The organism is Vibrio hyugaensis, from assembly GCF_002906655.1.
In the GTDB taxonomy this organism is placed as follows: Bacteria; Pseudomonadota; Gammaproteobacteria; order Enterobacterales; family Vibrionaceae; genus Vibrio; species Vibrio hyugaensis.
Window position 1 is genome coordinate 1,457,850 of sequence record NZ_CP025795.1, and the last position, 14,905, is coordinate 1,472,754.

Below are 14,905 nucleotides of genomic sequence, written 5' to 3' on the forward strand. Positions count from 1 at the left end.
AATTTAACTTCGATGAGCCTTTTGCTCACACTCGCTTGGTGCCATTAAGTTCCACTAGATTTAGGATACTTGATGATGCTAAAACAAATATTCATCACACTCGCATCTATTTTTTCCCCCTACGCTCTGGCAACAGTGTTTGACTTAGCTGACATTAAAACCGGTGAAGAGGTCGGTTTTTGCCCTAATGGCAGCATTACTGTTACAGGTTCGACCTACCACTGTAGCACTAGTATTGAACTGCAAACTGGCGATTGGATTCTCAACAGAAACCACAACGCCGCAACACTCACCGCTCAGAGCTCGATTACCTTGAAAGGCTCGAATATCGTTGGAGCCACAGACAATCCAATTAACATTAACGCTTTGGGTACTTGGCTTAAAGTGGAAGGAAATAGCTACGTTCTTGGCGATATTTCTGCACTCGGATCCATTCAAATTACGGACAGTGAAGTAAAAGGAAAAATAAAAACAAATGGCGTAGGACCTAATGGCCGATCCGTTGAGTTTCACGGTATGCAAAATGTTTTAAATGGTGAAATCATCGCTCAAAGCGAAGTTTATATTGAATCAGGCATGTTCTGTGGAAAGATCGAGTCAACAGGCACTAATGTAAAGATCAATACGACGGATACTAATTCATCTAACAGGCCTATTGTTGTAGGTGATATCAACGCAAGGTCCACAATTGAACTAAACAATGTAGAAGTGTTCGGCTCAATAACGTCTCTCGGTCATACCGTGGATACCGGATTCAAAGCAACGAACGTTTATGCTGATAGACAAGCCATTACTGCACACCATTTTTCGATGAATAGCACCGATGTTTCAGTATGTGGGCAAGTTACTGCTAGCCTTGATGCGGGAACCAACTTTAAACATTTCTGTGGAATACAAGACCCTAACTGTGATTACGCAAACCAAAGCCCGAAAGTCTGCACGGTTCCAGAAACGATTCCGGTTTGTAAAATTACCCCACCATCAGAAGACGATTTCGATCTTGTCGTCACACCAGCAGAAGACATCGCACTAATGTGTGGTGATGAACTCCCTCAGTTTACCGTAACTACAACCAACAATGGTAAAGTAACGAGTGCTCAAGTGTTGGCTTCTCTCTCTCATCCTGACCTATTCACTCTTGAGATGGTCGAAGGAAAACAGAAAATTGACGACAACAACTTTGTCTCGAAGGATGACGGGACGCTCATAATAAAAGTTATCCCGAATGATATCGATTCGATTGCGTTAGATTCAAATTACACACTGACTTTCACCATGGTTGACGACATAAACAAAGCACAAACCGTGCAGTTCATGTTTACACCATATATGTTTGAAGCGTACGCAGAAGACCTCAGCTCACTTAAAGAGATTCACGTTGTCGCTGGTAAATCAAAAACCGTAAATACCCGCTTGTTAGCTTGCGCATCAACCGGTGAACAAGTTATTGCTACTAATTACAATGGTACCCCTCAGGTCGCCCACCCGATCATCAAGCCAGCGGGTGGTAGCGAAGGAAACTTTCGTTACTCTGCGGAGTTTTCGGATGGTCTTTCTAGCCATGGTTTAATCACGAATGAATCTGGATTGTTCTCTGTAAACCTATCCGATACCTTCGAATGTAAGGGTTTCGAAGAATGTCCAGAAGAAGGTTCCGTTAAAGTCGAGGGGACGTTTGACGTCAAATCCCGACCATGGACGTTAGCGATTTGTGATGGTTCAACAACACTGGCTTCCGGTACGTCAGAGAGCGGACCGGGCTTTATTGCTGCTGGCGAATACTTCTCGCTAACCATTAAACCCATCATTTGGCAAAGTGGTGGCTCTGTTACTGGTGAAGTAAGTACAAAGAGTTATTGCAACGCAGATGTTACTCGCAACTTTATGTTGGAAGATGCACCCGCGGCAAGCATCGTATTAAGTAGTAAACAAAAGACGCCGACTGAAACGGCAAACCAATCCGAGAAGTTACTGGAAAGTACCTTGTCACTCACTCGTAGTCATACTGAGAGCGAAAACGAACAATACACCTTTTCTGATTTGTATTGGGAAGAAGTCGGTAGTTTGAAGATTAAAGCCAGCCTAACCAGCGAATATCTCGATATGACAGTCAACACAGGTTACCGAAATGTTGGCCGCTTCTACGCCAAATACTTCAAAGCTCGTGATGCTGAATGGACATATCCGACTAAGCAGAGTTTCATCTACATGAATCAACCATTCGAGCGAGTCAGCTATGACGTTGTCGCACTCAACGCGAAAAAAGAAGACATCAAAAACTACGTACATTTTGATGCGAGTTTGCGAGAGCATTTCCATTTGGGTGAACTGAGTGACTACGTCGACCGCTTTATACCACCAGCAGCAGAATCGGCTGAATGGAACTTGGTTGGCGATGCAAGCGTCGGTACTTTCACTATCGATAAAGCAATGGGTAACGCCAATTGTGATAATAGTCCTTGCTGGGAAAAAGATGGGACTGACGGGAAATATCCAGATGGTCCATTCAATAAAGATTCAGGCTCGACGAACAGCAAGATTGGTTTAACTCACATCGCAGTGATCGATGAAATAAACTTCTTCGATGATCGACATATCCTTGAAGAGCAGCCCGACATTCGCTTTGGTAGGCTGAACTTTAAAGACGTCGGAGGTAACCAAGGTATGACTATTAAGGTACCTCTGGATGTGGAAGTGTGGCAAAACGGACGATTCGTTACTCACTTTGAAGACAGTGCAACAACCGCTAATGGCGTACATCATTCTCGCACCCCTATTTGGTCAAATTCTTCACCAAATAACACTCTTTTATCTGGTGAAGGTACGATGCTCGCTGGCAGGACGTATGACATTGTCGCAAGCCAAGTAGACTCAGCACGAGAACAGGTGCGCTTTCATTTAGATCTGAGTAGCGCAGGCAACAACTTACCTTGGTTGAAGTACAATTGGGATAAAACCGATACGGAAGAGGACAACCCACCTACGGTTGTGACATTTGGTATTCATCGTGGTAACGACAGAATCATCTATCGAGGGGAGCCAAACTTTATTGGTATGAATTAACTTCCTCCTCTTATAGTCCGGAGATAAAAAGCGCCCCTCGTGTGAGGGGCGCTTTTTACTATATTGTTCTTACGTCGTAAACAATTCTTAGCTTGATGAACGGCGAGCTTTCAAGCGTTTCACCATCGCTAAACGACGTTCAGCACTGCCTTGATCGGTTGCAGACTGGTTTGGATTATTGCGTCGGCCTTGACGGTTTTTAAATGCAGGCTTCGAATTTAGCTTCTCAATGTACGATTCGCGTTGTTTTGGCTCGTAACCAGCAAGTTCGATACGACGAATATGTTGTTGAATCAGGTTTTCAACCTGGACTACAGTTAGCTCTTCTTCACGATTCACGAAAGATACTGCATGACCTTGTTTACCTGCACGGCCAGTACGACCGATACGGTGAACGTAATCTTCTGCTAGGAATGGCATGTCGTAGTTGACTACGTGTGGTAAGTCCTCAATATCCAAGCCACGTGCAGCAACGTCTGTTGCCACCATCACACGTACTTTGCCAGTTTTGAACTCTTCCAGAGCACGACGGCGAGCACTTTGCGCACGGTCACCGTGACAAACTACGGCTTTAATACCATCCAGTTTCAATTCTTTTACTACATCGTTTGCGGTTTCTTTGTAGTTCACGAAAACCAGCACTTGTTTCCAGTTTTTACGACCAATAAGCTCAGAAAGTAGCTCTGTCTTACGTTCTTGATCCACTGGATACAATACGTGAGCAATAGTTTGCGCAGTGGTATTTGCACGCTCTACTTCGATACGCTTTGGCTTACGTAGAATATCTTTTGCTAACACGTTTAGTTGGCTAGATGTCGTCGCAGAGAACATCATGATCTGTGGATCGGTATCCACATCCAACATGATTTTACGAACCGCATGGATAAAACCCATGTCCAAGATTCGGTCTGCTTCATCAAACACAAGGAACTCAATGTTTGCTACTGAAACGTTACCTTGCTCAATGTGCTCTTCTAGACGTCCTGGTGTTGCAACCAGAATATCCACACCACTTTCTAACGCAGTCACCTGTGATGACATCTTACGACCACCAAAAATAGCCGCAACAGAGAGATTCGTGTACTTGGTGTAAGCTTTGATGTTATCAGCGATTTGCTCTGCTAATTCACGAGTCGGAGCCATGATAAGTGCACGTGCCGTTTTGCGAGACGCGTTACGACCACTGTCCAACAAGCGTTGAATCATTGGCAAAGAGAAGGCCGCGGTTTTACCCGTACCTGTTTGTGCAGTAGCGAAAATATCATGACCTCGACGAGCCATTGGAATCGCCTTCTGTTGGATTGGCGTTAACTTCTCATAACCGCATTCTGCCAGTGCTGTAACCACTTCTGGCGCAAAACCTTGAGATGAAAATGACATTGAGCGTATTCCTTAAACAAACCACTAGATAGCTTTGAAAATTTAGCGGTGCACTATACCCGAATTCAAGTGATTTATCTCACTTTTTTCATAATGCCTATCACTTGATGTATATCAAACTAGTTATACGTTTATAAACATACACTGCGCGCCTTAACCAGCTCGTTTAATCTAACTCAGAAGAATCAAATTATGAAAACTGGTTTGTTGGCACTTGCTTTCATCTCTTTGAATACTTATAGCGCAAGTATCCCTTTAACTTGGTCTGGTATTGCACCTTCTATTGCACAGAGTCCAGAAAATGTTGAGGCTAAAAATGGGGTCGTACAATTAGACCTCTACAGAGAACACATTGAATTATCAGTAAATAATCTAGAAAAAGAGCAGATAACCCTCTCTAAATCTAACGTCCCTGTGATAGCTTTAGATCTATAATCTACTTGCCAAGGATTGGCTCTTCTTCGCTCCTTTCAAGCCTGCCTCTCACCTTCCTAACACCCCATTTTAATATTGACGTTCTTTAGTCACCTCAAACGTAGAAGAAATAGATCAAAGGTAATTTATCATTCTAGGTGATATTTACGTTAAAGAACTTTCTCTTCTGGCCGATATAAAAGATGTCTCAGTAACAAGGAAGGTTATCATGACAAAACAAATATTAGCATTAATACTATTTACGCTACCGCTAAACGTAAATGCTGCAGAAACAGTTATAAACTGGTCTGGGAAAGTAAAGTCTATTGCTGTTCAGCCTAGCAACGTTGAAGTTAAATCAGGTTATATTGATTACGATCTCGACGAAAAACACATTCATCAAGCGTTGTCGATAGATAAGTTAAACTGGACACCACCAACTCTAGAGAAAGAGCAACTCATAGTGTATCGAACGAACATCCCGTTGCTATCACTTGAGTTATAGGTATCTAGCGTAATTGTATCTTAAAGGCGTACAGACCACCTGCAGTCTATACGCCTTGTAGTTTAGGACTTGAGTTGGTTATTGAAGAAAGAAATAACGATTCTTCCCACTCTTCTTGGCCTCATACATCGCCATATCAGCTTTGTGCATTAGTTCGTCTAAAGTGCAGTGATGTGTAGCGACACAGCATGCCCCAATCGACGTAGTTACTTGATAAAACGAATTTGGCATCACTTCTATTGGATCTTGTATCAATTGGATTAAGGATGCCGCGTAATGCTCCGGATTTTCCATATGCTCAGAACTGCTCAATAGGATCGCAAATTCATCTCCACCAAGTCTTGCCAGCAAAGCATTGTCTCCAAAGACTCGATGTAGAACCGAAGCAACATGACTAAGTGTTTTATCCCCAGCAGCGTGGCCATACTGATCATTAACCAATTTAAAGCTATCAAGATCGAGATACATCAAGCACGCTTTTTTTTCTGCTTTCGCACTCTGTAACAATGTTTCTAGCGCTTGAGTTTGAAAAGCAGCGCGATTAACAAGACCCGTTAAACTGTCGTGATGTGCTAAATAGTGAATGCGTTGGTTATCAGAAAAAGCACGAAGCTGGAACCGAGCAATAAAGTATGCCAAAACAATGCTCAACAAAATACCAACTTGCATCAACCATTTACGTTCATACATTGCGCCACTTAACTCTTTGCGTGTATCGAAATTCACGTAAGAGGCTAACTTCCAAGCCGTTGAGCTGTTTTCACTAACGTGGTAATCCTGAAAACAATAAGGGTTAATTCGCCCTACAGCCCCAACAGATTCAATGGTCATGATCCCTTGATCATTTTCAATACGACCCGAACGGGTTTCACGAATTTGTTCGGCTATATCAGGAAAAGCGTTGTAAATCGTGTCTTTTTCTCCGCCTTCATACATAAAGGCGAACTCAGAGTCTGGATGATCTTTATTAAATAGAAAGTAGCCGTCTTTATTGAGTAGCATGTAGTTACTACTCGCATCTAGGCTGAATAACTGCATACCGTCCATAAGGTATTTCGCTAAATAGTTCACCACGACAATCCCACGCTTATTGCCTTCTTTATCGAATACCGGCGCCGCGAGACGAATCATTGGCTTGAGTGGGGCTTCTATTTGACCATGCTCCATGTTCAAGTCCAAAGGAGACACATAAATCTTACGACAGCCTAGTTGCATTGCTTTGGCAAAATAGTAACGATGGCTTTTGTTCTGCAATTGCTCTTCAGGTACGATTTGCGCGTGCCCTTCATTGAAGTTAATGCGCACTACCTCGTTCCCTTCCATATCTAGGTAGCGTAATTGGTCATACACTTCTTTTCGCTGGCTAACGATTTCTAGAACCGAGCTTAGTCGAGATAACTCCGTACTTCTCCTTGTCGCAGGTTCTAAATCAACAAGATTAAAAATCTGCTTCGCAGCCATTAAGTCAGCAAGTAAGGCTGTTTCTCGAACCACAGACCCCATAACCCACTCAATATATTCTTTTTTCCCTTCAAGAAGAGCTTGTTGTTGAACTCTGATATTACTTTTCATCGTGTCTTCTGAAGAGGACATATCGTAATGCAGAATGGTGCCAAACACGGCAACCAATAAGAAGAAAATAGCGATAAAGCGCAAGAAGAAAAACTTCAACTCAGAGAGGGTTAAGGTTGAATTCAAGAGGTCTCCAGTTTTCTGCTAGTTAAAAAAACCGGCGATTATAGTTATACAAATCAAATATATACAGAGCAGTTTCGACAATAAGCGTCTATCGTCTCAACAATGAAAATCAACAGACAAAGCCCAAGCATGAACTAGGGCTTTGTTGGCAACGGTTAGCTAATCCCGCAAAGTTTAAGCAGAATGTCTTCCAACTGGTCCCAAGGCATCAATTGTGAGTCAATAACCTCAAGGCGTGATTCGAAGCCCTGTAGGCTCATTTCATTGACTGAAACCACACCATTCGCCACGTTAAACGCGTAGCAACCTTGGTCTGTGTTCATCACCGCTTTCACACGTTCAGCCGTTAGCTCAGATAGCATGGAGAACAGTTGTTCAAAATTGAATGAGTATTCCGCGCCGAACAACCAACCACAGCTGAAGTAACCCTGCCCTTTGTTCTCTTTACGGATGAAAGCTTCACCCGGAGGTAGTTGGAATTGAGGCTCTTGGTGAGCATGATCATGATGATGCGCTTCAATATGAGAAGAAGCACTGCCGTGCACCCGTTCGATATCTAGCACTTCAATCGGTAAGTCACCGTCGTGAATCAGCTTACTGAACACTTTAGAAGGCGTTTGGGCTGTCACCCAGTCATTGAAAACATCAATATCATGGCTTGTACACAGGTCAACTTTGCTACCAATGACCACATCTGCGCTATCAAGCTGATCAACAAAGTTTTTGTTAGAAAGGTACTTCTCGTTACTTAGGTTACGCGGGTCCACCAGCGCAATCGTCGCTTTAAGATCCACATACAGTTGGTACTGCTCAGACGTTAGCGTCGCAACCACTTGCTTTGGATGGCCCAAACCCGTCGGCTCAATAAGAAGACGGTCAGGGTTCTGGCGCAGCAAAGCCGTAATACCAACAGACATAGGCACGCCAGCCGTGCAGCACATGCAACCGCCCGGCACTTCTTTGATCACCGCGCCTTGATCAGTCATCATCGCGCCATCGATACCAATTTCACCAAACTCATTGACTAACACAGCCCAGTTCTCGTTCTCTGGTTTGTTTTTCAATAAATTCAAGATAGCGGTGGTTTTACCGACACCCAAAAATCCTGTCAGTATATTGGTTGGTACTCGATTTGACATGCTCTTCTCCGACAAGCTTGTGCTTAAATGCTTTTGCCAAAGTATACGGAGAATGTGACTTGCTTCAACGCTTTTTATCGCGAGGGTCTAAGCCTTTATGCAACGCATTCGCTTTTGTCTGCTGAGATTGTTGGTAATAACCAAATGCATCCGCATTTTTAACACCAGAAAGGTGCATGCTGGTGTGAATCACACAAGTAAAAAACGCGACAATCGCTACAAGGATTGGAAGCAGTCCGAGGGTGTTTTCAAATTTTAAAGCGGCAATAGCCAAAGCGAAAACAACCGCAGAGGAAAGTGCAATGATCTTACTTCTATTGCTTTTCATGATAGTTCGCCTTATTTGAACGAGAGATCAAAGTGAATCGGTGTTACTTATCCATTTCACAATTCAATGCTACTCCTTTCATACCCCACAAAATTTGAGCGACTTAACAGATACAAAAACACCGAGCTTAATGGTGCTCGGCGTTCATCTAAGGATTTGAATTTGGCTTATGTATCAACAAATTTGGCCTGCGCTGACTGCAATGTCAGATTCGTTGTCAATCGCTGCTTGAGCCAAGAGCGCTAACCCTTCAACAATAACATCTAACGACATGGTTGGCTGGTTGCCTGAAGCGTCTTGCTCTGGCAAAAGAGGAATATGCACAAAGCCATGACGTACCGCTTTATCACGCAAGTAATGCTGGATACCATAAAACAGGTGATTGCATACAAACGTCCCTGCCGTATTTGATACTTGGCATGGAATACTCGCGTTCTGTAAAGCGTTTGTCATCGCCTTGATGGGTAGCGTTGTGAAGTAAGCGTCTGGACCATCTTGAACCACTGGCTCATCGATTGGTTGACGACCGCCATTATCAGGAATACGGAAGTCGTCTACATTGATCGCCACACGCTCTGGTGTAATCGCTGCTCGCCCCGCGGCCTGCCCTACTGTGATGACAATATCTGGTTGGTATTGCTCGATAGCATTAACCACAGTGTCAATGGATTGGTAACGGGTTACCGGCACTTGACAAATCACCACTTCACCACCGTTGAGCTTTTTGCCTTCTAATCGCTTTACCGCTTCTAATGCAGGATTAACTGACTCGCCACCAAATGGCTCAAAACCGGTGATTAACACTTTCTTCATCAATGTGACTCTTTGTAATTTTTGTTCGACGTATGATTGGAATTCGAATTTACAACAATTTAGCGTGATAACGCCAAGCATTATTGTATGCAAATCCTTCCTTGGTTTCTGCAAGCAACTTAGGTAGAGTACGCGACCATTGAATATCGACAATTCGAAGAGATTGAAGACGATGAACATTGATAATCACGTAATCGAAACATTGGAAGAGCTAGAAGCTTTCCTACACCTAATTGAAAGTGGCGCACTGGGTCTTGAAGGCGTCGCTGGCGTAGCATTAGCAACAACCAACACTGATGGCCGTCCATTTGTTGCAGTATTGGACGAAAAGCATCAATTAGTTCTTGGACGTTGGGTTTCTCAACACGTTTACGAACACGGAAAAGACATCGTTCGTCACGGCCCACAGCGCAAGCATTAACCCTGCTTTTAAATGACAAAAAGCTCGCTTATTTCGCGAGCTTTTTTGCACCCTCTGTAAGGCATTTCAGCCCATTCCTACAATGCCCGCTGGCTTTCTAAGCTGTTGTTCAAAAATAAAAAATAAGCTTGTCTGCATGGTAACCAGTCGTGACATTTTGCTGACAAAACAGCACTAGAAACTCCTAGAATTTATCTCGGAGGCGATTTCTAATTGTCGTTTCCAGACACCATCGCAGAGCAGTGATCCTAGTTGCTCTGTTTGCCCCTTATAGTCCGCTTGACAGCCTTGGGCTATACGGGGCTTTTTTAGAGATTTCTGTTTGCTTGTTTTTGTCACTTAATACTAGACAGAAACGTGTCTCAAGTTGGCGTGGTGAATGTCAGGAAATGGCACAGAATTACCGCCTTGAACAACTAAATTTCTACTACGTTCTGCACCTGATAGTGATAGAATCTCCGCATCAAAATTATCGAGCAACTCTATGTTTATCCATCATGTAAACGGCATCGACTGGCTGGTGATTACAGCTTTTGAAGAACTGAAGCCTATATTCATCGAAGACGCTGGTGCTATCCCCTCCTGCTTCTCTATCGACAGCGAATTAAACCTCATTGATCAAGCCAAGCGTACTTATGGATATCTGCCGACTCTCAGCGGCGTAATCACAGATACCGGAACCTTTCAAAGCCAAGATAACGAAGAAGATTTGAACCCACAGCTAGCATGCTTAGTAGAGGGGCGCGGTCGCGTGTTTATCTATCACGGCGGATTTGTCGCTTTTGTGGATGACGAGCAAACCTTTATTACCCGAATGACCTGAAAATAATTCCATAAGAAAGGCAATGCTGCGGTTAACTGGCGAACAGCATTACTTGCAAGGGATGGGGTAAAAAAGAATCAGCCTGAGGGTCTGACTCTTTTGTATGAAACAGGAGGTATTCCGGGAAAGGTTTCAGACGCTTTGGTCTGTTGAATCCGATTATTACTGAGGCTGGTGGCCAGTCTTCTTAACAAACTTTTGCATCGCCTCAGCAAACGTTGTTGTCCCGCCTTTGGCTTGAACCTGTATCACCTTGTACCCCATCTTTTCCAACGCTTGGCGTTCTGCCAAAACAGCTTTGTCATTTTGCTGACTACCTTGAGCGGGCTGATGAAGGTAACACCCTTCTAGTTGGCCATCTTCGACGAGTTGGTGGTGTTTCAGTGCATTAAAATCAAAATTCATGGTCATTCTTTAAATTAAAAATAGGGAGTTTCTGTGGCAGGTTACATTCGCTTTAAAGGCTTAACGACACTGTCCAAACCTTCAATTTTAAGTGCGAGGCAGAGTTTTAGCAGTTCGCCTAGCTCCCCTTCCGGAAAACCTTTTTTATCGAACCAGAGTAGATATTCTTCTGGAAGATCAATAAGAACACGCCCAGCGTATTTGCCAAACGGCATTTGCATTCGAGCGAGTTTGATAAGGTTTTCTTTTTCTAACATATACTACGGGGTCTGTTGGGATAAATCTTGGCTAAGAGTAACACCCAAGCGATCGACCCACCAGTTAATTGCATCTTTAGCATCGTCTAAAGAATCAATCATGGTTGAGAAGTCTTTGTTTCCTGCTTGGCGATCAATCGCAGCAAACAGCGGCATGTCACTCTCTGAATCGCTCACAAGTAACTCCACTGTCGCGGAGCCTACATTGGTGTGCTCACCTGTCGTGATTTTTGAGATGGTCGAGATCCCTAAACCAACCGGCAGAATGCTTGAGGTAACCGCAAGAACAGGGTTAGGCGTCTCTACATTACTGACTGCAATGCTCAGGCGAAGTGTTTTTTCACCGGGTTGGGCGACAATCTTTTTGACTGGTGAGATGCGCGCTTTTAACTGATCAACCATGTAAGTTGTCAGTTCGTGGATCTCTTCATCATCGAGCTCAGATTCTTGAACCACAACCATCACTCGATCAATCACCACGCTGTCGTATTCATCCATTTTCTCTTTCAAACGAGTGGCATCGCGCAAGCCTACTCTCGCCCAAACAAGATCAACCCCACCCTCTGGTCCGGGACGAAAATCTTCATAGCTCGTGAATTTCGTCGCACTGACGACAGGACCACCAGCACATCCGCTCAAAATGAAACCCAGAGATACAACTACCGTTGCCTTATACAAACGCTCAACCAATGACTTAAACATACCGACTCCTCAAACTTTGAATATACAGTTTATCATTCCATATAAATTTGACCAGTATTTATTCACTTAATGGATATTTTGTTGAATCAAGGATTGAGCTTCCCGCTGCACAATTTCATGTTAAAGTACGCCGCTTACTGGAAAGCATAACGAGAAAAATAATGAAGTCACCTTGCCGCGCAGCCTGTAAAAACAACGGCGGAATCTGTTCTGGCTGTCACCGAACCATAGAAGAAATCGTGCAGTGGAAAGATAAGTCCGATGCTCAACGAGACGCGATCATCGAGCAATTGGTTGGGAATGATTCAACCCACTCTTGCCCTGAGTGTGGCACGAACGCGCATTGCGATATTGCTGCAGGGAAAGATACGTGTTGGTGCTTTGATATTGAGACCAGAGATTTACCAAAGCCAGAAGCGGGACAGCTTTGTTTGTGTCGTAAATGTTTGGAGAAAAAGCCAGTCGCCTAGCCTATCGAATATAGGGCATAACGGACCGGCTATCATTGAAATGAAGGTGAGTTCTACGAACTATTTCTGCGCTAACGCTTGGGATTCGAACTTCACGCCATCCCAACCCGTCACCATAAAGTTACGAATGTTTTGATGGTCGCTGTTCTCTGGATGTGCCAATACGTCTTCACGGTAGAAGCGACCAAAACACGCCAACGTTGCTTCTTTGCTTAGGTTGTTCAATTGACCAAAAGCGAAGATCTTGCACGAGCCATTGTTCTCACCTGCATTATTCTGCGTTTCACCATTCACAAAAGCCGCTGGCGTAAACTCGTAGTTTGCCTCAATCGCTGCCATTGTCGTTTCAAATTCTACTGTCTCAGGTGATGCCGCTAGCGCATCCAAAAATTCTTTAAGTTCCATTATTTCTAGTTCCTAGTGTCTTTTCATCTTAAGTGTTCGACATACGTTCAGATTAAAAATGACACATTTGTTTCATCAAAAGCCAATATAAGAGTCATAAATCATAAATATATTCAGAGCCTTATTTAATAACACATCAATCAATGCGCTATTCCTCACTGTTGTAGTGAATGAATAGATATCTAACTTAGGTGCATTGAGCGACATTGTATCCGTTTAATAAGGAAATATCATGACCACCCCATTTAAGGCAATAGGTGTATTGGCATTATCTTCACTTGCCATCGCATGCTCATCTCAACCTGACGATTCTCTTTCTTCGTTTGCAGCCCAATGTAAAGTGCCAGTAGCACCTGTTGCTCGAGAGACATCCATCCAAGGTTTGACCTTTATGGGAACGTCTATCGCTGACGCACCATTCGATACATCGGCAGCAGAAATCGTTCAATATGATGCGTGTACTGACAAACTTTACGTGGTCAATGCTCAAGCAAAGCGTGTCGATGTGCTTTCTATGGATGACAACGGTGCACCAACGCAAACAGCATTCATCGATCTCAACAGCGCAGGCGAAGCGGCAGGCGTTGAAATTGGTGCGGCAAACAGTGTTGCAGTCTTTAATGGTTTAGTCGCTGTTGCGATTGAAAATAGCAATAAACAAGCTAATGGCATTATCGGCTTGTACCGCTCGGACGATTTGTCACTGATCACCACCTTCCCTACTGGCGCACTGCCAGACATGGTTGGCTTCTCAAAAGACGGCAGATACATTGCAACAGCAAACGAAGGTGAGCCAAATGGTGACTACAGTGTCGATCCAGAAGGCAGCATCACACTGATCGATTTGAGCCAAGGCGTCAACCAAGCAGAAGTAACGCAGATTGGTTTCAATGAGTTTGATGGTGCACGTAAGTCTGAATTGCCTGCTGATGTTCGAATTTCAGGTCCAAACGCAACGGTAGCAAAAGATCTAGAGCCGGAATACCTCACTTTTGCAGACAACGGCAAAATCTACGTTGCGCTTCAAGAAAACAACGCGATAGCAATCGTGAACCCAGAAAGTAAATCGGTAGAGAAAATTGTCGGTCTGGGCGAGAAATCTTGGTCTGACTCAAAACTGGATGCTTCGAACAAAGACAAAATCATTGGCAACTTTAAGAGCTACCCTCAACTGGTTGGTCTGTACATGCCAGATACCCTCGACAGCTACTCGGTAGGTGGCAAAACTTACATACTCTCTGCCAACGAAGGTGACGGTCGTGAATATGGCTTCAAAGCAACACAAGCTCTATGTGACCAAGCGGGCTTTAAGTGGGATGAAGACGATTATCTCGGTACAGATGAATATACTTCAGAGCAAAGCACCTGTTTAAGCCATGTTGATGAAGTACGCGGTAAGAAGCTAAAAGTCGCAGCAGATCACCCATTGGCAGAGGCACTAAAAGACAACAAACAACTCGCGCGCCTTAAAGTGATTAAGCCTAAACAAACACTTTCTGCACAAGACAACGTTCAAGCCTTTGGCGCACGTTCGTTCTCTATTTGGGATGAAAACGGCGAGTTGGTTTTCGATAGTGGTGACGATTTCGCGACTATCGCGTTGATGAATGAAAGTAAGAACTTCAACAGCACCAACGATAGCAATGACAGTGGCGATGACCGTAGCGATGACAAAGGCATTGAGCCAGAGGCGATTGAAGTAGCACAAATCAATGGTCGTCATTACGCGTTTATCGGTTTAGAGCGCCAAGGCGGCATCATGATTTATGACATCACAGACCCAAAACAAGCGCAGTTCCTGCATTACGTAAACCGTCGTGATTACAATCAGCCAGTCTGTACTGAAGTAGAAGATGGTGAATGCGCGAACGATACGTACAATCCAAAATCAGGCGATTTAGCGCCGGAGTCAATCAACTACTTTGCTCGTAACGGACAACACTTTATTGCAGTGGGGAATGAAGTGTCAGGTACGACGTCTGTATTTCGAATTGAGCTTTAATACTCATTCTTCAAGACGACAAAATTAAAAGTAAAGCGCCCGAACTTAATTCCGGGCGCTTTTTGTTTATGACGAGTGAA

General features: G+C 43.9%; 16 protein-coding genes. 7 read left to right on the forward strand and 9 right to left on the reverse strand.

What is annotated here, in order from left to right:
• The first annotated feature begins 72 nt into the window (after positions 1–72).
• The gene (locus C1S74_RS23570) at positions 73–3,063 is read left to right on the forward strand and encodes a DUF6701 domain-containing protein (RefSeq protein WP_231578774.1); all 2,991 of its coding nucleotides are present in this window, start codon (positions 73–75) and stop codon (positions 3,061–3,063) included.
• Between the two features lie 87 nt (positions 3,064–3,150).
• Here C1S74_RS23570 and C1S74_RS23575 read toward each other — a convergent pair whose 3' ends face one another.
• Positions 3,151–4,443, reverse strand: coding sequence for a DEAD/DEAH box helicase (locus C1S74_RS23575; protein ID WP_045398255.1), 1,293 nt, complete (start codon positions 4,441–4,443; stop codon positions 3,151–3,153).
• Positions 4,444–4,635: 192 nt separating this feature from the next.
• On the opposite strand from C1S74_RS23575, the gene C1S74_RS23580 reads away from it, so the two are divergent.
• Both C1S74_RS23580 and C1S74_RS23585 read left to right on the forward strand, forming a co-directional pair.
• Positions 4,636–4,878 carry a hypothetical protein gene (locus tag C1S74_RS23580; RefSeq protein WP_045398258.1) on the forward strand — a complete coding sequence of 81 codons (243 nt, stop codon included), beginning with the start codon at positions 4,636–4,638 and terminating at the stop codon, positions 4,876–4,878.
• A gap of 208 nt (positions 4,879–5,086) precedes the next feature.
• Positions 5,087–5,362: a hypothetical protein gene (locus C1S74_RS23585; RefSeq protein WP_045398260.1), complete on the forward strand. Its 276-nt coding sequence runs from the start codon at positions 5,087–5,089 to the stop codon at positions 5,360–5,362.
• A gap of 78 nt (positions 5,363–5,440) precedes the next feature.
• Here C1S74_RS23585 and C1S74_RS23590 read toward each other — a convergent pair whose 3' ends face one another.
• From C1S74_RS23590 to pcp, 4 genes are all read right to left on the reverse strand, one after another.
• Positions 5,441–7,060, reverse strand: coding sequence for a sensor domain-containing diguanylate cyclase (locus C1S74_RS23590; protein ID WP_045398261.1), 1,620 nt, complete (start codon positions 7,058–7,060; stop codon positions 5,441–5,443).
• Positions 7,061–7,215: 155 nt separating this feature from the next.
• Complete coding sequence (locus C1S74_RS23595; RefSeq protein WP_045398262.1) at positions 7,216–8,199, reverse strand: CobW family GTP-binding protein; 984 nt, start codon at positions 8,197–8,199, stop codon at positions 7,216–7,218.
• Between the two features lie 64 nt (positions 8,200–8,263).
• Positions 8,264–8,527 (reverse strand): hypothetical protein, encoded by a 264-nt coding sequence (locus C1S74_RS23600; protein WP_038869651.1) that lies wholly within the window; start codon positions 8,525–8,527, stop codon positions 8,264–8,266.
• A gap of 174 nt (positions 8,528–8,701) precedes the next feature.
• Positions 8,702–9,340, reverse strand: coding sequence for a pyroglutamyl-peptidase I (gene pcp / locus C1S74_RS23605; protein ID WP_045398910.1), 639 nt, complete (start codon positions 9,338–9,340; stop codon positions 8,702–8,704).
• 172 nt (positions 9,341–9,512) lie between these two features.
• Between pcp and C1S74_RS23610 the strand changes: the two genes are divergently transcribed.
• Both C1S74_RS23610 and C1S74_RS23615 read left to right on the forward strand, forming a co-directional pair.
• Positions 9,513–9,761, forward strand: coding sequence for a hypothetical protein (locus C1S74_RS23610; RefSeq protein WP_038869647.1), 249 nt, complete (start codon positions 9,513–9,515; stop codon positions 9,759–9,761).
• Positions 9,762–10,245: 484 nt separating this feature from the next.
• Positions 10,246–10,584: a hypothetical protein gene (locus C1S74_RS23615; RefSeq protein ID WP_045398265.1), complete on the forward strand. Its 339-nt coding sequence runs from the start codon at positions 10,246–10,248 to the stop codon at positions 10,582–10,584.
• Between the two features lie 162 nt (positions 10,585–10,746).
• On the opposite strand, the gene C1S74_RS23620 is transcribed toward C1S74_RS23615, so the two are convergent.
• Genes C1S74_RS23620 through C1S74_RS23630 form a run of 3 tightly spaced genes read right to left on the reverse strand, consistent with a single transcriptional unit; the run spans position 10,747 to position 11,948 of the window.
• Positions 10,747–10,989, reverse strand: coding sequence for a hypothetical protein (locus C1S74_RS23620; RefSeq protein WP_045398267.1), 243 nt, complete (start codon positions 10,987–10,989; stop codon positions 10,747–10,749).
• 41 nt (positions 10,990–11,030) lie between these two features.
• Entirely contained in the window at positions 11,031–11,246 is a 216-nt protein-coding gene (locus C1S74_RS23625; protein WP_005433583.1) for a DUF3820 family protein, read from the reverse strand.
• Between the two features lie 3 nt (positions 11,247–11,249).
• A complete protein-coding gene (locus C1S74_RS23630) occupies positions 11,250–11,948 on the reverse strand; it encodes a DUF3313 domain-containing protein (RefSeq protein WP_045398269.1) in 699 nt (232 codons plus the stop codon).
• 161 nt (positions 11,949–12,109) lie between these two features.
• Between C1S74_RS23630 and C1S74_RS23635 the strand changes: the two genes are divergently transcribed.
• Positions 12,110–12,418: a cysteine-rich CWC family protein gene (locus tag C1S74_RS23635; protein ID WP_045398271.1), complete on the forward strand. Its 309-nt coding sequence runs from the start codon at positions 12,110–12,112 to the stop codon at positions 12,416–12,418.
• A 60-nt stretch (positions 12,419–12,478) separates the two neighbouring features.
• On the opposite strand, the gene C1S74_RS23640 is transcribed toward C1S74_RS23635, so the two are convergent.
• The gene (locus tag C1S74_RS23640) at positions 12,479–12,823 is read right to left on the reverse strand and encodes a HopJ type III effector protein (RefSeq protein WP_045398273.1); all 345 of its coding nucleotides are present in this window, start codon (positions 12,821–12,823) and stop codon (positions 12,479–12,481) included.
• Positions 12,824–13,055: 232 nt separating this feature from the next.
• Here C1S74_RS23640 and C1S74_RS23650 point away from each other — a divergent pair, with 232 nt between their 5' ends.
• Positions 13,056–14,825, forward strand: coding sequence for a choice-of-anchor I family protein (locus C1S74_RS23650; protein ID WP_045398274.1), 1,770 nt, complete (start codon positions 13,056–13,058; stop codon positions 14,823–14,825).
• Positions 14,826–14,905 lie beyond the last annotated feature (80 nt).

Coding starts and splice junctions, on each gene's coding strand:
- C1S74_RS23570 (WP_231578774.1), top strand. CDS start 73: ATGATGCTAAAACAAATATTCATCACACTCGCATCTATTTTTTCCCCC.
- C1S74_RS23575 (WP_045398255.1), bottom strand. CDS start 4,443: ATGTCATTTTCATCTCAAGGTTTTGCGCCAGAAGTGGTTACAGCACTG.
- C1S74_RS23580 (WP_045398258.1), top strand. CDS start 4,636: ATGAAAACTGGTTTGTTGGCACTTGCTTTCATCTCTTTGAATACTTAT.
- C1S74_RS23585 (WP_045398260.1), top strand. CDS start 5,087: ATGACAAAACAAATATTAGCATTAATACTATTTACGCTACCGCTAAAC.
- C1S74_RS23595 (WP_045398262.1), bottom strand. CDS start 8,199: ATGTCAAATCGAGTACCAACCAATATACTGACAGGATTTTTGGGTGTC.
- C1S74_RS23600 (WP_038869651.1), bottom strand. CDS start 8,527: ATGAAAAGCAATAGAAGTAAGATCATTGCACTTTCCTCTGCGGTTGTT.
- pcp (WP_045398910.1), bottom strand. CDS start 9,340: ATGAAGAAAGTGTTAATCACCGGTTTTGAGCCATTTGGTGGCGAGTCA.
- C1S74_RS23610 (WP_038869647.1), top strand. CDS start 9,513: ATGAACATTGATAATCACGTAATCGAAACATTGGAAGAGCTAGAAGCT.
- C1S74_RS23615 (WP_045398265.1), top strand. CDS start 10,246: ATGTTTATCCATCATGTAAACGGCATCGACTGGCTGGTGATTACAGCT.
- C1S74_RS23620 (WP_045398267.1), bottom strand. CDS start 10,989: ATGAATTTTGATTTTAATGCACTGAAACACCACCAACTCGTCGAAGAT.
- C1S74_RS23625 (WP_005433583.1), bottom strand. CDS start 11,246: ATGTTAGAAAAAGAAAACCTTATCAAACTCGCTCGAATGCAAATGCCG.
- C1S74_RS23630 (WP_045398269.1), bottom strand. CDS start 11,948: ATGTTTAAGTCATTGGTTGAGCGTTTGTATAAGGCAACGGTAGTTGTA.
- C1S74_RS23635 (WP_045398271.1), top strand. CDS start 12,110: ATGAAGTCACCTTGCCGCGCAGCCTGTAAAAACAACGGCGGAATCTGT.
- C1S74_RS23640 (WP_045398273.1), bottom strand. CDS start 12,823: ATGGAACTTAAAGAATTTTTGGATGCGCTAGCGGCATCACCTGAGACA.
- C1S74_RS23650 (WP_045398274.1), top strand. CDS start 13,056: ATGACCACCCCATTTAAGGCAATAGGTGTATTGGCATTATCTTCACTT.